General features: G+C 51.8%; 14 protein-coding genes. 7 read left to right on the plus strand and 7 right to left on the minus strand.

The window, feature by feature from the left end; all coding sequences use genetic code 11:
• Nucleotides 1–1,288, plus strand: a 1,288-nt coding sequence (locus AC2215_RS14990; protein ID WP_486810822.1) for an RNA-guided endonuclease InsQ/TnpB family protein, incomplete at its 5' end; no start/stop codon positions are given.
• Between the two features lie 549 nt (nt 1,289–1,837).
• On the opposite strand, the gene glpD is transcribed toward AC2215_RS14990, so the two are convergent.
• Nucleotides 1,838–3,499, minus strand: a complete 1,662-nt coding sequence (gene glpD, locus AC2215_RS14995) for a glycerol-3-phosphate dehydrogenase (protein WP_486810823.1) — start codon at nt 3,497–3,499, stop codon at nt 1,838–1,840.
• 4 nt (nt 3,500–3,503) lie between these two features.
• Nucleotides 3,504–5,018 (minus strand): glucosylglycerol-phosphate synthase, encoded by a 1,515-nt coding sequence (ggpS, locus tag AC2215_RS15000; protein ID WP_486810824.1) that lies wholly within the window; start codon nt 5,016–5,018, stop codon nt 3,504–3,506.
• A gap of 1,183 nt (nt 5,019–6,201) precedes the next feature.
• On the opposite strand from ggpS, the gene glpK reads away from it, so the two are divergent.
• Entirely contained in the window at nt 6,202–7,725 is a 1,524-nt protein-coding gene (glpK, locus tag AC2215_RS15005; RefSeq protein WP_486810825.1) for a glycerol kinase GlpK, read from the plus strand.
• A gap of 193 nt (nt 7,726–7,918) precedes the next feature.
• On the opposite strand, the gene AC2215_RS15010 is transcribed toward glpK, so the two are convergent.
• Nucleotides 7,919–10,033, minus strand: a complete 2,115-nt coding sequence (locus AC2215_RS15010) for a CHAT domain-containing protein (RefSeq protein ID WP_486810826.1) — start codon at nt 10,031–10,033, stop codon at nt 7,919–7,921.
• A 1,217-nt stretch (nt 10,034–11,250) separates the two neighbouring features.
• Between AC2215_RS15010 and acnB the strand changes: the two genes are divergently transcribed.
• Nucleotides 11,251–13,857, plus strand: coding sequence for a bifunctional aconitate hydratase 2/2-methylisocitrate dehydratase (acnB, locus tag AC2215_RS15015; RefSeq protein ID WP_486810853.1), 2,607 nt, complete (start codon nt 11,251–11,253; stop codon nt 13,855–13,857).
• A gap of 226 nt (nt 13,858–14,083) precedes the next feature.
• Here the strand turns inward: acnB and AC2215_RS15020 are convergent, their stop codons facing one another.
• Both AC2215_RS15020 and AC2215_RS15025 read right to left on the minus strand, forming a co-directional pair.
• On the minus strand, nt 14,084–14,320 hold the full coding sequence (locus tag AC2215_RS15020) for a hypothetical protein (protein WP_486810827.1): 237 nt from the start codon (nt 14,318–14,320) through the stop codon (nt 14,084–14,086).
• Nucleotides 14,321–14,350: 30 nt separating this feature from the next.
• Nucleotides 14,351–14,485, minus strand: coding sequence for a hypothetical protein (locus AC2215_RS15025; RefSeq protein ID WP_486810828.1), 135 nt, complete (start codon nt 14,483–14,485; stop codon nt 14,351–14,353).
• A 191-nt stretch (nt 14,486–14,676) separates the two neighbouring features.
• Here AC2215_RS15025 and AC2215_RS15030 point away from each other — a divergent pair, with 191 nt between their 5' ends.
• Nucleotides 14,677–16,992, plus strand: a complete 2,316-nt coding sequence (locus AC2215_RS15030; RefSeq protein ID WP_486810829.1) for an NACHT domain-containing protein — start codon at nt 14,677–14,679, stop codon at nt 16,990–16,992.
• 395 nt (nt 16,993–17,387) lie between these two features.
• Here the strand turns inward: AC2215_RS15030 and AC2215_RS15035 are convergent, their stop codons facing one another.
• On the minus strand, nt 17,388–18,494 hold the full coding sequence (locus tag AC2215_RS15035; protein WP_486810830.1) for a metal ABC transporter solute-binding protein, Zn/Mn family: 1,107 nt from the start codon (nt 18,492–18,494) through the stop codon (nt 17,388–17,390).
• 134 nt (nt 18,495–18,628) lie between these two features.
• Between AC2215_RS15035 and AC2215_RS15040 the strand changes: the two genes are divergently transcribed.
• Together AC2215_RS15040 and AC2215_RS15045 are read left to right on the plus strand one after the other, a co-directional pair.
• Nucleotides 18,629–19,537 (plus strand): hypothetical protein, encoded by a 909-nt coding sequence (locus AC2215_RS15040; RefSeq protein WP_486810831.1) that lies wholly within the window; start codon nt 18,629–18,631, stop codon nt 19,535–19,537.
• A gap of 49 nt (nt 19,538–19,586) precedes the next feature.
• On the plus strand, nt 19,587–20,330 hold the full coding sequence (locus AC2215_RS15045; RefSeq protein ID WP_486810832.1) for a metal ABC transporter ATP-binding protein: 744 nt from the start codon (nt 19,587–19,589) through the stop codon (nt 20,328–20,330).
• Nucleotides 20,331–20,403: 73 nt separating this feature from the next.
• Here AC2215_RS15045 and AC2215_RS15050 read toward each other — a convergent pair whose 3' ends face one another.
• Entirely contained in the window at nt 20,404–21,246 is an 843-nt protein-coding gene (locus AC2215_RS15050) for a metal ABC transporter permease (protein WP_486810833.1), read from the minus strand.
• A gap of 717 nt (nt 21,247–21,963) precedes the next feature.
• On the opposite strand from AC2215_RS15050, the gene AC2215_RS15055 reads away from it, so the two are divergent.
• Nucleotides 21,964–22,776, plus strand: a complete 813-nt coding sequence (locus AC2215_RS15055; RefSeq protein ID WP_486810834.1) for a DUF928 domain-containing protein — start codon at nt 21,964–21,966, stop codon at nt 22,774–22,776.
• The last annotated feature ends 17 nt before the right edge of the window (nt 22,777–22,793 follow it).

Genomic DNA, 22,793 nt, shown 5'->3' on the forward strand with positions numbered 1-22,793 from the left:
TATCTCTCATACATCGAAGCTGCCACGCAGACATTCACTCTGGAAAAGGAGTCTGAGCCGGATGATGGGAAACTGTCAAGTCCGGTTCTATGGGGGGAAGGATACGGCGACGTATGCCTTCCTACCCGACAACTACCTGTTAGCGGATCGGTTCAACTGGTATGAGCAAAACCGCACGTCTGTTAATTCCTGTCCGTTGGTCTGTCATTTACCGAAACTGCGGGAACGACCGGATTACTATTCTCAGAAACGGTCGCTGGTACAACTCAAGAAAGATCGTCCCTGGTACGGAGAGTTACACGCCCACGTTCTCCAAGACTGCGTTAAGCGAGTAGACCTGGCCTTCAAGCGCTATCTAAAAGGTGACTGCAACGGAAAACGCAGCGGGAAACCACGGTTTAAGGGCAGGGGTCGCTATCGGTCTTTCACCTTCCCCTCACTGGGCAAGTCTCCCTTGGAAGGGAATTGTCTAACACTGCCCAAGTTTGGCAATGTCAAGCTGGTCTTACATCGAGATATTCCTGATGGGTTCAAAATCAAGACGGCCATCATTTCTCGAAAAGCTGACGGTTGGTACGTGACCCTTGCGATTCAAGACGACACCGTGCCGAACGTCATCCCCAAAGACGATGCGATCGCCGCTGTGGGGATCGACATGGGGCTAAAAGCGTTCCTCGTCAAGTCTGATGGTTCTGAAGTTGCCATACCTCAGTACTACCGAAAGGCTCAAAAGAAACTCAAGAAAGCTCAGAAGTCAGTCAGTCGGAAGAAAAAAGGCAGTGTCAATCGTCAAAAGGCAATCACAAGGCTTGGCATCGCGCATAAAAAAGTTGCGGACACCCGCAAAGACTTTCATTTTAAGACGACCAAGAGCTTACTGGACTCTCACGACCTGGTGGCTCACGAGAAGCTGAATATCAAAGGTTTAGCCCGTACTCGATGTGCGTTGGGAATTCTCGATGCGGGCTGGGGGCAATTCCTGTCTATCCTTGCAAGCAAAGCTGAAAATGCTGGTTTGTTAACGGTTGCGGTGAATCCCAGAAACACATCCCAGAATTGTTCTAACTGTGGAACAAAAGTTCCTAAAACACTGAACGACCGCATTCACACCTGCCCTAAATGTGGATATACGGCGGACAGAGATGTGAACGCGGCACGAAATATTCTCAAGCTGGCGGTGGGGCATCCCGTCAAAGATAAAGCTTACCGAGCAACCGAACCCTTGGGTGGTGTTGGTAAGAAGCCCGCGCTATACATGGGACGCGCACGGCGCCTCCAGTCATGTTAGCGTCGGGAGTATGTCACATGAGGCGGATCGGGAAGGTTGGGGCACTTCGATCGCTGAATCGGCGTGGGTGGGTAGTTCGACGATCTGCGTCAAGGTGAAATCCCGCCGGCAAAACTGCTCACCCTACAAATCTGCTAGAAATTGATGTGTTTTTTAATTTCTACCGGAGGTTCGATCGGGATGGGTTGGTCGTTCGATGTTCGCTGTAGAAGAGAAATTCTCCTAGGAAAACTGCCCACCCTATAAATCTATAGCCGTCGCCAGAGCAAGCGCGGACACTCATGAAGGTAGGCTTCGGGGGCATCAGGAGCATGGGGGGAAGACTTCGAACAGATTACACAATGAGCTGGTGTTGTCTTAACTCGAATGGCGACTGCTATAAATTTTAATGTGTTGAGTGAAAACCGCGATCGCGCTGTCGATGGGTAGATGCGAAGATGGCGAGGAGATTCAGAATCGTGAAGGGATCTGGTCGAGTATCAGTTACACCCAGAGGCGGACGGTGAAGGGATCTGCTCTGGCGTCAAAATTACCGAGAGTTGCCAGCGGTTATTTATCTCCCAGGTAGTCGGGTAAGTTATTGTCCTTGAGATAGGCTTGGTAATCGGCAACTACCCGATCGCACCAATCTGCATCCCAGTTGCAGTGTTTTTGCAAACAGGGGAGAACAGAGGCGATCGCATCCAATCCGTAGTTGGCTTGCAAGGCGACGGTGGTGCGACGGTGGAAGATATCCACCAGGGTGTGAGCCATTTCCCGCTGCACGGCCCAGACGGCTTGGGCTTTGATATCCGGTAAGCCGGGAACGATGGGTTCGGCCAGTTGCCCATCCCCTTCGGCTAAGGCAAGCACCTCTGTCGCCCCCTCTCCGTACAGGGCAAATAAATGGGCGATCTCCTCCCGAGATAGGGTTCCCTCCCAGTGGGAAATCGCCTGGGCGATCCGGGGATCCTCTGGGGCGATCGCACCGGGGAGGGGCGCGCTATCGGTCTTACAGGACACCTTCGGTTCTCCCCGCTTCCGATACACCGCATCCACCATTTCTTCTCCCACCTGGCGATAGGTCGTGAGTTTGCCGCCGATTAAAGAGATGAGATTGTTTACCCCTTCGGCGGCGTGGTCGTGCAGAATGTGAGAGCGGGTGATGCTGCTGGGTTTGGCTCCTTTGGCATAGGGCAGGGGACGCACGCCAGAATAGGTAAACAGCACGTCCTGGCGGGAGAGTTGCGCCGTGGGGATAACGCGATTGGTTTCGGCAATCAGGTAGTCAATTTCATCGTCATCGGCTTTGACCCGATCGAGATCGCCCTCGTAGTGGCGATCGGTGGTGCCGATCAGATACAGGTTCAGCCAGGGCACGATAAAATAAGGGCGACCGTCGGCTTGGGCTTCCACGTACAGGGCGGTATCCGGCGCGCCGGGGAACGGCGGCACCAAGATATGAGAGCCTTTGGTACCGCCCATTTTGCGATCGCCGATGGGAGCGGGTTCTTCTCCTGCCCGCCCCGAACCGCAGACCTTATCCACCCAGGGACCGGAGGTATTGATAATAACCGTTTGCGACCCGACGGCAACGGTATACTCTTTTTGAGTTAGCTCGTCGCGAACGGTGATGGCTGACGCGCGATCGCCCTGACGATCGATTTGGGTAACGGCGGCGTAGTTAAACACATCCGCCCCAGCCCGTTGTGCCGAAAGAATCACCTCCCAACACAACCGTTCGGCACGCACCACCTGGGCATCGTAATACTGCGCCGCCCCGTTCAATCCCTCTGAATTGACGCCTCGAAAGAGTTGCCGCATCTTCGGTGCCGGTAGCATCCGATGGTTGGGCAACGTCTTGTCGAAGCTAAGCAGGTCGTAAAGCACCATTCCTGCTTGAATTTCCCAATAACTCCGGGCAGCCCCCCGGTAGATGGGAATTGTCATCTGAATCGGCTGTACCAAATGCGGTGCGACTTTGAGGAGAATTTCTCGCTCGCGCAAGGACTCTCGCACCAGGTTGAACTCGAAATACTCCAAGTAGCGCAACCCGCCGTGAATCAGGCGGGTCGACCAACTGGTGGTACCGCTGGCAAAATCATTCTTCTCCAACAGCAGCGTTTTTAACCCGCGTAGCGCCCCGTCTCGGGCAACTCCCGCACCGTTAATCCCGCCGCCAATGACGATGAGATCGTAATCCGAACGTTCGATGACAGAAAAATCTCGCACGATTTTAAGCTAATGTCAGGTTTTCTTGAGATGTGGCATTGGCTGCTGCGGCTTTGGCTTCGCGGAACATATGGTTGGCCCATTGCTGAACGTCGTAGCGGCAAATCGCCTGGTACATCTGGCTCATGCGCTGTTTCTGTTCCTCTTCGGGCATCACCAACGCCCGTTCGATGGCCTCATCCATATCGTGGAACGAATAGGGATTCGTCAGCAGCGCGCTGGGTAACTCCACCGCCGACCCGGCAAATTCCGAAAGAATCAGCACCCCACCTTCTTCGGCATGGGTAACGACGAACTCTTTAGCCACCAGGTTCAAACCATCTCGCAACGGGGTAATCCAGGCCACATCAGCGGCCCGATAGACGGCCATCAATTCCTCAAACTGCAAGGGGGCGGTAAAGAGTAAGATGGGAGTCCAATTGAGTTTGGCGAAGCGACCGTTAATCTTACCCACCAATTGCTCGATTTCGCTTTGCGCCTCTTCGTACACCCGCATTCCTTTAGCCGGTGCGGCGGCGGTGACGATTAAATTCACCTGACCTTTCAACTCCGGTTTGCGATCGAGCAGGCGCTCGTAACACAAGAGCATTTCTTTGGTACCCTTGACGTAATCGATCCGACCGGCAGACACGATCAGCTTGCTGTTTTCCCCTAAATCCGCGCGAATCTCCTGCACCCGCTGCGCGACACTCTCTTTCTCAACGATGCTGCGAATGTAGGCGGGGTTAGTTCCCACGGGAAAGGCATCGAGTTCGATGATGCGGTCTTTATAGCGCAGTTGAGAGGTGATTTCCGGGTCAGCCAGTGCCGTTCCCCTGGGAGTAAAAGAAGGGTCGACGGGGATGCGCTTGAGGACTTCCACTTCACGCAGACTTTGAGCCACATCGACAAAGTTCTCGACGTAGCGGGGAATGTGGAACCCGCACAAATCGCAGGCGAGCAAACTATCGACGATCGCTTCCCGCCAGGGCAAAATATTGAAGATATCGGCGGAGGGGAAGGGAGTGTGGTGGAAGAAGGCGATGTTGACGTTGGGCATTTGCTGGCGAATGTAATAGGGGGCCAGCCACAGGTTATAGTCGTGTACCCAAATCAGCGCGTCCTCGGCGGCATCTTCGCAGGCGGCTTTGGCAAAGAGTTGGTTGATGTGCTTGAAGTTTTCCCAATCCGTGGAGTCGTAGGTAAACTGCCAGGGGAAGGAGTGCAGAATCGGCCAGAAGGCTTCTTTGGAGGTAATGTAGTAGAAATTGCTGACCTGTTCCGGTGCGAGGGGAATGCGACGCACGACGCAATTTTCGTTTAACCCCTCGAAGGTCATGCATTCTTGAAAGTCGGATTTTTCGTCCTCTGTCACTTGTTTCCAAGCCACCCAAGTACTACGTTCGGCATTGGCGAAGAAGCTTTTGAGGGTGGGGAGGATGCCGTTGGGACTTTTCTTTTCCCGATAGAAGACTTTACCGTTTTCACGCACTTCATCGTAGGGTTCGCGGTGGTAAAGAATGACAAGGGATGATTTCATGGAATACCTCAATCTGATTCAATGCGGTTCAAGGGTAAATAGATTTTGATCGCCACCGGATACTAACGCCATGGAGTTCGTCTTTTTCTCCACTTTTTCGACGATCGAATCAACATTTACAGTAAACATAAACCGTCATTTTGTCTATAGGTTTGCCATCGCCTCAGACGTTATAAAAACGGTTTGAAATCAGGCATCGGGGAACGTCAAATTTTCAAGATATGTCAGCATTCATGCGGTCAGCGTTCGGCGTTCGGCTATCGACTCTTCGGGAACGCCAAAATTCTCGGAGTTTTAGCTTGGAACACGTTAAAGTTATCAGCTGCATCGGAGTTTTTCGCTGACGACTGACGGCTGATGTCTGAATGCTGACAACGAGATTTATCCTCGAAGAGAGACATTCGAGCCAGCGAAGACGATCGATTTGGCTACGCCTTCAGAGACATAGGTGGCTTCAAAAACCTCCAGGATTCGATGTTGACGGACTGACGCGAAATTCGATCGAATTTGAACTCGATAAAAAACATCAAGTTTTAACATCAACACTAGAAAAATCTAAATTTTCTTCAATCTGACGTTAATAGTTGGTTAAATCACAATATAGAGAATCTAATTTGCGATTATTTAAAATAAATACTGATATCCTAACATTAAAATCTCCTTTTTTGATAACATGTTCGATCCATCGACTCTGGCAACCCTGAGAATCTAACCTTGCGATCGCCATCATTTTCTCGATTGAATAAGCACTTTTACTCAAAAATCGTGGCAAGCTACTTCAATCAATTCTTCCGGCATTGCCATCAATTACGCTCTTGGTTTTCCTTTTCGAGTTCTTGACACGACAGGTTCACCAATTCAAGCAATTCTTGCATCAAAAAGCGTAGGATCTGACCGCTCAAAAGTATCGGAACGTAACGATTGTCTTCGATCGGATTGCACGGAGCAAATATTTGAGTTACAGTCGCTCAGGAGCAGCAACTCCCATCCTCCTCGCATTGACGATCGAGCGCGCGCGATAGAGGGAGGTAAATTGTCTCAATGAGGTTTTGGACGAATCGATCGCTCGCGAACTGGGAACCGAGGAAATGTAAATCGAGAGAATGGGTTCGATCGCCCTCTCGAAACCTTATTTCCCCCATGCCGATCGATTTTTCGACCACTTCTTACAGGACACTTACTCATGACGAGTCAAAATCGGGCCTACATCATGGCTCTCGATCTGGGCACCACCGGCAATCGAGCCATTCTCTTCAATGCAGACGGTCAAATCGTCGCTCAAGCTTATAAGGAACTGACTCAATACTATCCCCAACCGGGATGGGTGGAACACGACGCGACGGAAATCTGGCAGGATTTGACCTGGGCGATGCAAAACGCCGTCAAAGAGGCCGGAATCGATGCGGGGGAGATTGCCGCCATCGGTCTTACCGTGCAGCGAGAAACCTGCCTGCTGTGGGATAAAACCACCGGCAAACCCCTGCATAACGCGATCGTCTGGCAAGATCGCCGAACGGCCCCCCTTTGCAACCAACTTCGAGAACAGGGGTTCGTTGAAGATATTTACGATCGCACCGGACTCGTCCTTGATGCCTACTTCAGTGCCACCAAACTGAACTGGCTCATCGATTGGGCGAACACCCACGAATCCGTGGATTGGGACAACGTCCTCGCCGGTACGATCGATACCTGGGCGTTGTGGAATTTAACTGGGGGCAAAGTCCACGCCACAGACCACAGCAACGCCAGCCGGACGATGCTGCTGAACCTGAAAACTTGCACCTGGGATGACACCCTGCTCGATCGATTTGGCATTCCCGAGGGGATTATGCCCCAGATTCAGACCAGTTTGGGAGAATTCGGGTGCACCGATGCCAGTATTTTGGGAGTCGAAATTCCGATCGCCGCCATTTTCGGAGACCAGCAAGCCGCCTTATTCGCCCACGGCTGCAACCGTCCCGGTTCCCTCAAATGCACCTACGGAACCGGCGCGTTTTTAGTTGCCCATACCGGGGACGAGATTGCGAGATCGAAGAATTATTTACTCTCCACCGTCGGCTGGAGTCAATCCGGTGCCGGGGATTCCCCAGAAATTGCCCCGGAAATCGGATATGCGATCGAAGGGAGTATGTTCACCGCTGGGGCCTGCATTCAGTGGTTGCGAGACGGGTTGAAACTAATTTCGACGGCCGCCGAAACCGAAGCTCTGGCAAGCCAAGCAGAAGATAACGGCGGCGTTTATTTCGTCCCCGCCCTGAGCGGTTTAGGTGCGCCCCACTGGGATATGAGCGCCCGAGGTGCCTTTTTGGGGATTACCCGAGGGGTGCAGCGGGAACAGATGGTACGGGCAGTTTTAGAAGCGATCGCCTATCAAGTCAAAGAAGTCGTCGAAGCCGTCAACGAAGATAGCGGTACTCCCATTCAAACCCTGAAAGTCGATGGCGGGGCCTGTCAAAATGACTTCCTGATGCAATTCCAAGCCGATGTCCTCGGCATCCCCGTCGAACGTCCCGCCATTCTCGATGCCACCGCCCAGGGTGCGGCCTTTGCAGCCGGGTTAGCCGTGGGATTCTGGGATTCCTACAAAACCTTGGTGGGCAACCGAAAAATCGATCGCGTCTTCGAACCTGGTGCCGGTGCCGCCGCCGCCCAAGAGAATTTTAGCCTGTGGAAGAAGGCCGTCGATCGGGCGAAGGATTGGGTTTAGGGAGAGGGGGTACTGTAGGGGCACAAGCATTTGGGCGATAAATGATGGGCAAAACGAAACCTGACATATCCAAATGCTTTGCCCTCCTGACAACCAGGTGAGGGAGTGAATGGACAATAGGTGGGTTGTTGGTATCTCCCTTGTCTTCCCCCACACCCTACACCTACACCCCACACCCCTCCTCCCCATCCCCCTAACGCCAACTCCAACGGGGTAGAACGAGATAGTAACTCACTCCCAACCAAAAACTAGCCACCAAACCCAGAACGGTAAAAAACTGAATGCTTTGCCAGAATAGGGGTTTGATGTGAGCCACCATCAGCAGGGCTTTGGAACTCACCGGTGCGCTTTGACTCACCAGCATCAATCGGGTAAACGTTTGAAAGTCACTGCCGCCCACAAACCAAGGCAAAACGATCGCCGTTCCGAAAAACCCAATTAACGTATGCATGACGGGGTGTTCGGTAAATCTCATCCCCAGGAAGAGAAAGAGAACGACGATCGCTCCAAAATGGGAAATCGTCGCCGCCGTGGTATCGGCCGTATCGAATTGCCAGACGCACCAGGCGACTCCGTAACCAACCGCCGCAATCCCCATGGGTGCGAAGACTGCTGGTTCTCGCTCGAGATGGGTCACTTTGCTCAGTCCCCAAGCCACCCCCAATCCGGCACATAGAAACACCAACAGCGATGGTTCGAGATCGAGGGTAATGCCTAGGGGAAGGGAAAATCCCGATCGAGACAGAAGCATTTTGATGCCCTTGGAAAAGGGAGAATGGTAGGTGAGGAAAAATCCCACAGCCGCCCCCAATCCACTGCCAATCCCGGCAAACACCATCAGTTGCAGAATCTCGATACTGACTTGCTGCACCCAGGACAGGAATTCATAGAGTTTCCCGGCTGCCGTTGCCACGCTATTGGCTGCTTCTTTGACTCGGGCTAGGAACGATTTTTTGCTAGATTTCGGGCGGTGTTTCCTAACAGATGGTTTTGTGGGAGAGGGTTTATGCCGTAGCGGTGCGGAACGAGGGTTTTTATGGGTTTTAGTCGTGTTCTGAGTTCTCTTCGGAGTTTTCGCGGGTGGGACGGGAATGCGGACTTTGACGACATCGATGCCAATCTCCCCGCTCATATGAGTATTATCGAGAACCTGGGTGGTTCTCAAATCGCTATCTTCTGCCGAGGCGATGGGAGTCGAACTCACCCCCATACTCGCCCCCAAACTCGCCCAAGTCGGCGGTCGTTCTGCGGGATGCTGGCAAATAATCGGCAACCAAGTGGCGCAAGGAAATCGATCTTCAATACCTTGTAACCGTTCCCGCGCTTCTCGCACCGCCAGATAAAAGGGAACGCCGCGAGAGAAGGCTTTGAGGAAGGATTTGAGAAACGCTTGCGCCACCATGTCGGGAACCGGTTCGCGCATGACGATAATTTGAGGAATCTGCAATTGCGCCAGTTCCTTCGCCAGTCCCAATCCGTCGCAGGAGTTGAAAATCGCCAGCTTGAGACCGTTTTTCACCGCGCGGGAGAGTCCGTATTTGAGGCGGTTGAGGGAAATACTTTCTTTGTCGTTAATCTGAATTCGTCCGGTTTCGCCGTTGGCGTTACTGGAACTGTGTCCGGCGAAAAACAACACGTCCCATCCCTCATCCCACAAGCGATCGTTAATGTGCTGGCGTTGGGGTTTAACGCAGAATCGGACTTTGGCATTGGGCAGTTTTCCCAGTAGAATCCGATCGGCTTCGATGTTGATGCCGGAACTATTCCCCAAAACCGCCAAAATCTTCACCTTGGGGCTTGTGGATGCGGCGGGGTGGCTGCGTTTGTACTTGGAAAGGCTGAGGGCGATTTCGGCTTTGGGATAGCGATCGAAGAAATCCCAAAGATGCCAGGGTAACCGCTTCAGTTGCACGTCTTCCGTTTGCAGCAGCAGCCGAATGGCATCGGTGCGTTTCAGGTTTTCCAACAGTCCTTCGCGCACTGCCCGAAAGGATTCTGCCCGCAGCCAGGAATTCATCCGCTTGGAGAGTTGCTCGGCAATGCGATCGCAATCTTCGCTCGAAACGTGGGTGGCTTCCTCCGGCATAAATTCGATTCGATGGGGGGTTGCCACCCGCCGGATGGGTTCTCCTAAAGAGCGATAAATTGTTTGCCACTGGTGGTAGAACCGGGGAATCTCCGGTGCTGGTGGTAACTGGGCGATCGTTTGAAACGATGCTCGCTCGCCTTCGTTGGCAATTTGCAAAATCACTGAAAATCCCTGTTCGAGACTCCCGTTTACGAACTTCAGGGTCACTACTTTACTCATTAATCTATGTCTCCATGCCCAAGCATGCGCTCGACTGCAACGAGCGTTCTTGCCGCTGAGGGGCAAGAAATCTGCTTTGTTAAATCGAAATTTGCGCGTTTGGTTGCAATGAGTTGCATCCCTCGCGCGTTTTATGTCTTCACTGCGATCGCTTTACGGTCTGTCTGAGCCTTTTTCTACCCAAGAGCGATCGGGTTTTTACTTTGCCGATATAAAACTCGATCGCCTGTAGATGCGCCCGTGAGGAGGATGCTGCGATCTGTGCATCTCCAAAATTGGGCGATCGAGTTTTCATTGATTTCGTTGGCTTCTCCAAATCATCAGCACAAACCGTTATTTGCTGTATTCAATCCCTAAATTCACTCTCGGCAAAGGCAAAAATGGGTGTTGTTGTCTTAGTTATAGGTGAAAAGAACAAGAAATATGCAGAGTCGGGGTTGAGGATGCGATCGTATTCTTCATTCGATCGAACTCATATTTTTCACTTGACAAAACCGTATTGAAATGCAATTACAGCCGTTTTCAAAAATATTGACCCCGAACGCGAGTTCACTCAAAAAATGTGAAAAGACATCGGTAATGTAGGGGTCGTGCCCCCGTGCCGACCCCGTTTCAATTGCCTGGGGTCTACCATTATGAAAACCGCTATAAAAGCCAGGATTCCGGTCTAATCAATTGAGATCCGAGATCCCTCCTAACCCCCCTTTTTAAGGGGGAAACTAGTGTAGCACTGCAGAAATAACCAGCTTGTTCTCAACCGTTGAAAGCTATGTACAGTAAGCATTTTTAATTTTGCGTGCATCGCGGGCGCAGGGGGTGTCGGTTTGAGCCCCGTTCAACTTTTCAAGACGCATTTTTAATGACCTGTAGCGGTACTAGAAACAGTTGCCAACCCACACACCGCGAAGCATCCTATGGCTTCCCGGACCAACTAACTGCGCGCGCATCCTCTGGCTTCCCCCTTTTGAAGGGGAGGCAGTCCGGTCTTGGGGAGACCCCAAGACCGGACTGCCGTGGACGGGAGGGGGATCTACCCCAGGGGAATTTGTGTCCAAAGAACGTGCGGGGGTTTCTGACCGATGAATGGCGATCGCATCACTCAACCGGCCAAAATGCGATCGCACCTTGCATCGAACTTATGGTGCGGGAGTATCCGTAAACATGGATAAAGATTTAACATTCTTAATACACCGATACTGTTTATGGAGAAGACCCGAATGTTGGAAGCATACCGCAAACACGCCGCAGAACGCGCCGCCCTCGGAATTCCCGCCTTACCCCTCGATGCCGCCCAAACCTCCGACTTGTGCGAGTTGCTCAAAAATCCCCCCGATGCGGATAAAGAATTTTTGCTAGAATTGCTGCGCGATCGGGTTCCGCCCGGTGTCGATGAAGCGGCCTACGTCAAAGCCGGATTTCTCACCGGTGTCGCCAAAGGAGATATCCCATGCCCCCTCATTTCCTCTGAAGAAGCCGTTTTCCTCCTCGGAACCATGGTCGGTGGCTACAACGTCCAGTCTTTAGTCGAACTGCTCAAATCTGAAGATAGCAAGATTGCTGCGACTGCGGCGACGGCATTGAGTAAAACACTCCTCGTTTTCGATGCCTTCCACGACGTCCTCGAACTCGCCGAGGGCAATCCCCACGCCAAACAAGTCATCGATGCCTGGGCGAATGCAGATTGGTTCACCAGTCGTCCCGAACTTCCCGAAACCATCACCGTCACTGTCTTCAAAGTTCCCGGCGAAACCAACACCGACGACCTCTCTCCGGCCCCCCACGCCACCACTCGCCCGGATATTCCCCTCCACGGCTTAGCAATGCTGGAGTCGCGGATGCCTGAAGGCTTGGATACCATCGCCCAACTCAAAGAAAAAGGACATCCCGTAGCCTACATCGGCGACGTGGTGGGAACCGGTTCTTCGCGCAAATCGGCGATTAACTCCCTGCTGTGGCACATTGGCGATGATATTCCCTTCATTCCCAACAAACGCGCTGGGGGGTATATTTTAGGAGGTGCGATCGCCCCGATTTTCTTCAACACCGCCGAAGACTCCGGTGCCCTGCCCATCGAATGCGACGTGACGAAGATGGAAACTGGCGATGTCATCACCATCCATCCCTACAAAGGCGAAGTCACCAACGCTGCCGGGGATGTCATTTCCACCTTCAGCCTCAAACCCGATACCATCGTTGATGAAGTGCGCGCTGGCGGCCGGATTCCCCTCCTCATCGGGCGCAGCCTCACGGACAAAACCCGCGAAGCCCTCGGACTCGGAATCAGCCCCATCTTTACCCGCCCCCAAATGCCGGCCGATACGGGCAAAGGCTTCACTCTCGCCCAGAAAATGGTGGGCAAAGCCTGCGGACTTCCCGGCGTGCGTCCCGGAACCTCCTGCGAACCGGTGATGACCACCGTCGGTTCCCAAGATACCACCGGTCCGATGACCCGCGACGAACTCAAGGAACTGGCCTGCCTCGGGTTTAGCGCCGATTTGGTGATTCAGAGTTTCTGCCACACCGCCGCCTACCCCAAACCCGTAGACATCAAAACCCATCAAAACCTCCCCGACTTCTTCGCCCAACGGGCTGGGGTTGCCCTGCGTCCGGGAGATGGCATCATCCACTCCTGGCTGAACCGGATGCTGATGCCCGATACCGTGGGAACCGGCGGCGACTCCCACACTCGCTTCCCCTTAGGGATTTCCTTCCCGGCCGGTTCCGGGTTGGTGGCGTTTGCGGCAGCTTTGGGGGTGATGCCCTTGGATATGCCCGAGTCGGTCTTGGTTAAGTTTACCGGCGAGTTGCAACCGGGAATTACCCTGCGCGATATTGTGAATGCCATTCCCTACGTTGCCATCCAAAAAGGATTGCTGACGGTGGAGAAACAGAATAAGAAAAATGTCTTCTCCGGGCGGATTATGGAGATGGAAGGTCTGCCGGATTTGAAGCTGGAACAGGCGTTTGAATTGACCGATGCGACGGCGGAACGGTCTTGTTCCGGTTCGACGATTAAACTCAGCGAAGATACCGTTGCCGAGTATTTGCGATCGAATGTTGCCCTACTCAAAAATATGGTCGCGCGGGGTTATAGCGATGCTCGGACGATTATGCGTCGGGTGGCGAAAATGGAGCAATGGTTGGCAAATCCCGAGTTAATGCAAGGGGATGAAAATGCCGAATATGCCGATACCGTTGAGGTGAATTTAAGCGAAATAAAAGAGCCAATTGTCGCCGCTCCCAACGACCCGGATAATGTTAAGTTAATGTCCGAATGTGTGGGCGACCAAATCGATGAAGTGTTCATCGGTTCTTGCATGACTAATATCGGTCATTATCGCGCTGCCGCCAAGATTTTGGAAGGGGCGGGAACGGTCAAAGGTCGCCTCTGGATTTGCCCCCCCACCCGGATGGACGAAAAGCAATTGCGCGAGGAAGGGGTCTACGGTATTTTTGCCGCCGCCGGGGCGCGTACGGAAATGCCCGGATGTTCTCTGTGCATGGGCAACCAAGCCCGCGTAGAAGATGGGGCAACGGTGTTTTCTACCTCCACCCGCAACTTCAACAACCGCATGGGTAAGGGGGCGCGCGTCTATCTAGGTTCTGCGGAGTTGGCGGCGGTTTGTGCCCTCTTAGGACGCATTCCCACGGTGGAAGAATACCTGGAGATTGTCAAAGAGAAAATCGACCCCTTTGCTTCGGATTTGTACCGCTATCTCAACTTCAATGAAATTGATGGATTTGAAGATGAAGGACGGGTAATTCCGTTGGAAGAAATGCCGAAGATTGAAGAGATTTTGGGTATGCCGGTCGGAGCGAAATAAATCACAGTTTAGATTGATTAAATTCCTCTTTGATTTGTAGACATTCTCAAGTCTGTGAAGACTAATTTTGAACCTTAAGTCCCCCTTATTCAGGGGGATTTAGGGAGATCGTCTGCACCTCATCGATTCAAGAAATGCCATCGAGAGCAAGCTTGTAGGAGTCAACAGTCGTATATCTCTTCGCACATGGCGACGCGCTTGACCCCTACGCTCTATTACCTCAAGATTACTCCTCCTCTTCTTGTGAGTTTAAGGGATTTATCGCCCGAACTCCAAGCAATCCAAATATCGCCCCAATCCCCATATTCCAGGTGGTATTGCAAGTTTCAAAAATGCGGGTTTGCTCGGGGGAAAGGTTATCTTTTCCCGCTAGCCAGAAAGAACCGCCACCGGAAAGAAGAGTGAAGCAGACAACAGTGAAAAAGACTTGGTGGAATGCGGGAGTGACTTTGTTGGGATTCATTTTTTTGCCTCAGTTGATTGACTGAATTCACTATCGCAATTCCTTTTGGTACTTATCTCTCGGACTTAGCCGGACTTTAACGGACTTACCCAGACTTTGCCAGAATTCGGCATTTTTTTGATGATTTCCCACCTGTAGGGGCAAAGCATTTGAGCGATATGTCATGAGTAAAACCAAAAGTCTACAATCCAAATGCTTCGCCCTCCGAGATTCAGAATCGTAGGGTAAGTAGTTATGCGATCGAAAGTGCAAATCTTATACCTGTTCCCCCACTGTCTACCTTCTAATTTTTGGGTAAACTGCAATCGACTAAAAACTTAGCTAAACTGACCTTGAGACCTTTGCAAGCTGAGTTCATGTCATTCCCCAAACCCTTTTTAAAAAAGATTGCAGGCGAGAAAGAATTAAGTCAGGAGCAGATCGATGTATTTCTGCATCTATTTGGGGATGATATGAGTCGAGCCAAAATTGATGAGGCTCTGAATATTTCCGAAGGGGCGCTAAAAAAACGTTTGACGGAGATTTACTCGAAATTTCACTTGAAAACGGTTCGCGGACGGAAAGAAATCCGCTTGAGAGAGTATCTTGAGCAGCGATATCGATGTTGGCAGCCTCAAAATTCAATAGTCGCAGAGGATGCCGAACCTGATATCGACGCGCGAGTACAGAAAGTGCGAAACGCCATTCAACCCTATATCCAGGAAAAGTGCGGCACAATGCGAGTCTTGGATATGAACCAACCCATCGGATTAGGTCAGATTTATACCCGCGTTAATATTCTGGAGAGAATTACCGGGCGCATCGGGCGAGAACTGGCAGATTTAAACGGAAAAGTCGATCGCGAACAGTTCGATCGGGTTTGTCTGGGAAACGTGCGAGAAGAGCGGGTTCCGGGATTGGAAGCCGTTGACAAGTACACGAAATTGATAGTGCTGGGAAAACCAGGTTCGGGAAAAACCACGTTTCTCAAGCATTTGGCAATGCTGTGCATGGGTGGAAAATTCCAAGCCGCGCGGGTTCCGATATTCGTAACGCTGAAGGATTTTGCCGACAAACCGGGAAAACCGGATTTACTGACCTATCTCAATGCCTATTTTAAAAAAGGAGTTCCCCTTGCAGAGATGGTGCGCGGGGGTCGGGCATTGTTGTTGTTAGATGGATTGGATGAAGTTCGAGATGATGATAGCCGTCGGGTTTTGCGGCAAATCGAGGAGATTTCCCAGCAATTTCCCCAAAATCCATACATCATTACCTGCCGGATTGCCGCCCAGGAATATCGATTCGAGTCTTTTAGCGAGGTAGAAATTGCCGACTTCGACGACACGCAAATTGCCGATTTTTCCAGCAAGTGGTTTGAGTGCAAAAACGATCCCATCAAAGCCGAACGGTTTACCCAAAAGCTGGAAGAAGACGAACCCATCCGCGAACTGGCGACGAGTCCCTTATTGCTGACGCTGTTGTGTCTGGTGTTTGAAGACTCCGGCAGCTTTCCGGGCAATCGCGCTGAGTTGTACCAGACGGGAGTGGATGTGTTGCTGAAAAAATGGGATGCCACGCGCAACATCGAACGGGATGAAGTGTACCAAAAGCTTTCCCTCAAACGCAAGCAAGATTTACTCGGGAACGTTGCTCATACAACTTTTAAAGCGGGGAACTATTTCTTCAAACAACGGCAGGTGGAATGCTACATCAGCCAGTACATCGAAAACTTACCGGGTGCCAGCACCGACCCGGAAGCGTTGGAATGCGACAGTGCGGCGGTTTTGAAATCTATTGAAGCCCAGCACGGTTTATTTGTGGAACGAGCAAGAAAGATTTATTCGTTCTCTCACCTGACGTTTCACGAATATTTCACCGCCCAGAAAATCGTCACCCGTTGCAATCCAGACGCGATGGACGATCCGAGCTTGCTGGAGTTAGTCAGTCACGTTACCGATAAAAGCTGGCGAGAGGTATTTTTGCTGGCGGTGGGGATGTTGGATAGTGCCGATGTGTTGTTGCAGTTAATGAAGGAACGGATCGATGGGTTGTTGGCGGGAGATGAAAAGTTACAGCAGTTTTTGATGTGGTTGGATGAGAAAGCGCGATCGGTTGATGCTCCTTATAAACTGGTTGCCATTCGAGCTTTTTACCTCTCCCTCTCTCTTGGTCTCGACCTCTCCCAAACCCTCGACCTCTCCCTCAACCTCAAACTCTCCCGATCCCTCTCTCTTGGTCTCGACCTCTCTCTCAACCTCAACCTCGACTTCTACCTTTACGTCTACCTCTCCCTCAAGCTCAACCTCTCCCTCAAGCTCAACCTCGACCTCTCCCTCAAGCTCAACCTCGACCTCTCCCGAACCCTATATCCAGAGCTGACACAGGTTCTGCAAGATCTAATGGCACACCGTCCCGATCCGAAAGGAGATCCAGAAGAATTTAAATCTTGGTGGCAGGCCAATAGTGAAGCATGGAGAGAGCAGTTGAGAGCAGCAATGATTCAGTATCGCAATATCGGACACGACTGGCAATTCAGCGCGGAACAAAAAGAATTCTTAGAGCAGTATCACGAAGCGAACAAACTGCTCGCCAATTGTTTGAATAACGATTGCTACCTTAGTCGAGAGGTACGACAGGAAATTGAAGAGACGTTGTTATTACCGATCGCCCAAATCCAGCAACGACGAGGTTAAGCATAGCTCCCGAGTTTTGCATCCCACCTCTCCTACCCTCATCTATTTCCGTCATGCGATATGCATAACTTCCCCTCATCGAGACGTACCTAGTTTGTGGAGAATGCAGAAACTCGATCGCTTATCGGATGCAAGCGGCAGACCGATCGAATTCGATAAATCCATTTCTGAGTTATCTGCGTATTGCCATTAGACATCTGGAGAAAAAGGGTTAAGGGGGAAGGGTTAAGGGGGAAAGGGATAAAAAATGTATGAATTCGGCATCGAAATTGATTTTATTTCTGGAGATATCTATTAGACATCTGAGCTACCCTGCCAGCACCCTCCGCGACGCTTCGCCCCGCGCTCTACATGGGGCGCGCCTTACGCGCCCTTATGTTAGCACCGGGAGTATGTCACTCGAGAAATGCCTGTGCAGCAGCTTCGTTGCATCTGCCACCCAGACCGCTGACAATTGTGCAGGTATTGGTCATCAGCATGCCTGTATAGGTCGATGCGGGACCAGCTTCTCCTAAGCTGTCGGCGTAAAGAGGCTCTTCTGAAATCCCGATATCTGTTTCTCTAGAAACCGCTTCAATCAGTCCAGGGTTGCTAGTTGACTCGATAAAGATAGCCGGTATGTTGCTGCCTTCAACAACATCGATCAGTTCTCTTAAGTCGGCCGCTGACGGACGAGCTTCAGTACTAAAACTCGCTAAAGCAGCCTCAATGCGAATGCCATAAGCCTCGGCGTAGTAGCCCAGTGCATCGTGGGTACTCACGAGTACTCGCTGCGATTCGGGAACCGTGTCTACCTGTTGCTCGATCCAAGTATCGAGCTGAGTAAGCCGAGCGATTAAGCTCTGTGCATTGGCTTGGTAAAGGTCGGCATTGTCAGGAAAAACTTCACTGAGCTGCGTTTGGATCGTACGTACCATCGCAATGCCATTTTCTGCATCGTGCCAGACATGGGGATCGGGTTCACTATCTTCTTCACCATGTTTATCATGTTCGTCATGGCCGTGTTCATCGTGGCCGTGCTCATCATGGCCGTGCTCATCATGGCCGTGTTCGTCATGGCCGTGTTCGTCATGGCCATGCTCATCATGACCGTGTTCGTCATGTTCGTCATGGCTACCGTGGTCGTGAGCTGCCCCTAAAAGCGGCTCGGGAATGGCAACTTCGGAAACGGCAATTTGAGGAGCATCGCCATCTGTCGCCTCAACCATTTGAATAATGTCTGGCTCGAACCCGTAGCCCCCGTACAGAACCAAATCGGCGGATTCAATGGCACGCCTGTCGGCAGGGGTGGCGTTGTAGATGTGGGGATCTTCACCCGCTTCTATCAGGCAGGTTACGTCTAGGGTGTCTTGAGCGATTTGCTCGGTGAGATCGCACAGTACGCTATAGCTGGCTACCACTTGAGGATTGGCTTGGCTGTGGGCGGCCCGATCGTTGAGAAAGAGAGTGGATGCTCCGCCAAGGACAGCAAGCGCAGTGAATAGGTGAAAAGAACGTTTCATGGGCTATTGTTTGACAGGCGGTAACAATGACATAATACTAGTAACGATTATCATTATCATATCGCTCGGTATTATAAATCTAGTCGTTTCGCCTGTCAACAACTAGATTTTAGGATTGTTTAGCCTGCACAGCCATGGACAAAAAGAGCGATCGCGGTGTAGCACTTTTCCTCTCCATACTGCTCCACAGTGTGTTAGCCCTCTTCCCATTGCAAGAAAAGCCTCGCCCTTCGGCAGTATCCTCAACCCCAATCCCAATCCCCATAAGCTCAATTTCTCTAGTTGACGCAAGCCAGCTGCCAACGCTGCGGGCATCCGAGTCTCAGCCCACACCGGCAGACTGGACACTAGATGACCCGATCGCCGAGACGAGCGATCGCCCCATCGACGAGCCTGTGCCCGAGGCAACCCCCTATGCAGACTGGACACTAGATGACCCCATAACCGAGACGAGCGATCGCCCCATCGACGAGCCTGTGCCCGAGGCAGACCCCGATGCAGACTTGACACTAGATGACCCCATCATTGAGACGAGCGATCGCCCCATCGATAAGCCTGCGCCCAAGGCAACTCCCGATCCAGATCCCGCTCCTGCGCCCAAGCCGTCACCAGTCCCTTCAACTCCCACACCAGTCACGCCTCCCGATGAGGTCAGAATCGCAGCGGACTGGAAGAACTTGGTTGGCAATCTTAAGGACCAGGATGATGGATTTGGATTCACTCTATTCGAAATCTTCGATCACTTCGGAGAACCAGGGCAGATCGATCGATTCTTCGATGAAAACAAGCAGCGCAAGCTTGACGTTTCCTCCTTTTCTCACTTTCCAGAGCAAACACCAGAACAGGTTTTTCGAGACGTGGTCATGCCCGAACTTAGCAGCAATACAGGTTTTGCTCCCCAGCCCCAAAAAAACTTTTCTGCCGGATTGGCGTACCGACTTTTACAAGGCGAAATGCCTCGCTACCTGATCGTCGTGAAGCTTAGGGAAGGTGAAGGCAGTGTTCTCCTGCTCAGCGAGTCTTTGCCGGAGCTTGAACCCTAAAAGCGGTCGATATACACTTGCAAATCGATAATGATTATTACTTTTTAGTATGCTAACGGTCGAGAACCTATCGGTTAACTATCGAGACATCGAAGCACTCACGGCAGTTTCGCTGACGTTGCACCCAGGCGAATGGGTCGGGCTCATTGGTCCTAACGGCGCGGGAAAAAGCACCCTATTCAAAGCGATTCTGGGTCTAACGCCCTATCGGGGGCAGATTTTATTGAACGGGGCTTCGCTCAAGCAGCAGCGACGGCAGGTCGCCTATGTGCCGCAGCGATCGCAAATTGATTGGGACTATCCCATCACGGCCTGGAATGTGGTGATGATGGCGCAGACAAAAGCCCTGGGCTGGGGGCGCTCTCCCAATGCCAAAGCAAAAAAATTAGTGAGTGCAGCGCTCGATCGAGTGGAAATGTTACCCCTCAAAAACCGTCCGATCGGTCAGCTCTCGGGCGGTCAGCAGCAGCGAATTTTTCTAGCTCGCGCCTTAGCCCAGCAGGCCCATTTGTTTTTGCTAGACGAGCCTTTTAGCGGCATCGATAAAAAAACAGAAGCCATCATGCTGAGCATTTTCGCCGACCTCAGCGAGCAGGGTAAAACGCTGCTGGTTTGCTCTCATGAGTGGGGTGAGACGCTCAATCGCTATCATCGTCTGCTGTTGCTCAATCGCCGCGTGCTAGCCAACGATACGCCGCAAGCCGTTATGACGATGGAAAATATTCAACAAGCCTACGGTGCAAATATCCAAGCAGCTGTGCACGATCGGAACTCCATTCCGTTTACCTGCTAGCTGTTGACCGATCGAAATTCTGGATAATACGATTAAGCCCCTGAATTAAGTCCCTGAAATTAGACCCTCGCCATCAAGCTTTGAATCCCCCTCGGCTGCGGGTCAAAATCCCTTGACTCGGACTAAACAGCAACGCCAATAGAAAGCAGGCAAAAAGCGTTAGCGCGATCGCCGGCCCAGACGGCGTATTGAGATAGTAGCTAATGTACATCCCCGCCAGGGAAGAAAACACACCTAACCCTGCGCCTACCACCATCATCCAGTGCAGTTCTTTGGTGAGCAAATAGGCCGCCGCCGCCGGGCTAACCATCAGCGCCACTACCAAAATTACGCCCACAGCCTTGATGCTGGCGACAATCGTCAGCGTAATTGCAGCCATTAACCCAACATTCATCGCAGCTACCGGCAGACCAACTGCTTCTGCACCTAACGGGTCAAACGTAAAAAACAACAGCTCCTTATAGAACACCTTCACGCCGATCGACACCGCAAGCGTTACAAACCCAATTTCCCACACATCTGCTGGGGCAATGCTGAGGATATCGCCAAAAAGCAGCTCTTCAAGATCTAAGCGGCTGCGCAGGCTAGTGAGCAGGGCGATGCCGAGTGAGAAAAAGCTGGAGAAGGTGATGGCCATGGCCGCATCGACCTTGACTTTAGAGTGCGAGCGAATCCAGCCCGTGACAAAGGTTCCCAACATACCAGAGACAAAGGCTCCGGCGAGCAAAGGAATATTAAGGAAGTTGGCGATCGCTAGCCCTGGCAGCACCGCATGGGCCACCACATCACCCAACAGCGCCATCCGCTGCACAAGCAGATAAGTGCCAACAATCGGACACAAAATGCCCATCAGCACACCTGCCGTTAACGCTTGCCGCATAAACTCGTAATTCAAGGGGTCTAGCAGCCAGTCCATATCGTTACTGAGGGGATAATGATTGCTGTACGAGCATCTCATAAATCCTTACATAACGGCTAATCTTGAAGATACCTTGTTACTGGCGATCTATTTGGGCGATCGACGACGGAAGTAAGCATCGCCCCCGAGTTTTGCATCTGTGCCTCCCTACCCTCATCCGTTTCCGTCGTGCTACGGCAGTCGCCACTCTACTGAAGACAACATCGAACCATTGTGTAATTCACCCGAGGTCTTTCCCCCCCTGCCCCCTTCGCTCCCGAAGCCTCCGAAGCACACCCTCACGAGTATCCTAGTTCATATAGCGGTGGCTGTATATGCATAACTTCCCCTCATCGAGACGTACCTAGTTTGTGGAGAATGCAGAAACTCGATCGCTCATCGGATGCAAGCGGCAGACCGATCGAATTCGATGAATCCACTTCTGGATTATCTGCGTATTGCCATTAGACATCTGGAGAAAAAGGGTTAAGGGGGAAGGGTTAAGGGGGAAAGGGAGAATCAATTCATGACTGAACTATTGAAATTGATTTGAGTTTTGATTTCTGGAGAAGTCTATTCGACATCTGAGAAAATGCACTTCAAACTCCGATAGCGTCCACACGAAAACTGAGTTTTCACCAGCAGTCTCTTCATCACGACGATCTAATGCATCGACTTCTGCCATATTAGAAGCCGTCGATCGCATGGCTTATTTTCGAGTTTGACAAACAATTCATGAACGATCCCAATTTCAAATCAGTTATCTGGCAACGACTTTTTGTTGGCGCGATCGCCCTGGGGACGCTCGGATTCGGGCTACCCGCACCGGCCTCGAACCTCGATCGCATCTCCCCCAATTCAACATCGCACTTCCAACAAGAACGCCGCGAAAGTCCGCCCAACCCCCCATCCACCCCACCGCCGAATCAAACGGAACCCGGTGGCGCGCTCAACCCCTTTGCCTCTTCGTGCAACAGTACTGACGATACCCTCAAAGCCCTGATTCCCATGGAAAATCCGGTCTTGACGGTGTCCGAACATCCAACGTTTTTCTTCTACGTGCCTTTCAGTGCCGATGAGGTCAAATATGGCGAATTTTCAGTTCTCCTGTGGCCTGGAGAGCAAGAGCGCCTCTACAAAACTCGATTCGCACTACCCGAACAACCCGGTATCGTCAGCATCACTCTCCCCGCCACGCCAGAATACGCTCTGGCTCAAGAACAGTACTACCACTGGTATTTCCAACTCTACTGTCGAGACAGCACCATCCCCGAACCGAATTTGGAAGTACACGGTTGGGTGCAGCGAGTGGCACGAACCCCAGAACGCGATCGCAGTATCCAGGCGGCTCTCCCCGATATTTGGTACGATGCCTTTTACCTAGCCGCAGAGCGTTTGCAAGCATCACCGCAAGACCCCCAACTTCAGCAAGCCTGGCGCAATTTGTTAGATGCGATCGATGCGGGAAATTTGGCAGAAGTCACGATCGTCGGATCGGTTCTCCCCGTAGAAGATGAATCGTCCGAAACGCAGAATGGGGAATTTTGAGTCTTGCGTTCGCAGGC

This window comes from Zarconia sp., from assembly GCF_057467645.1.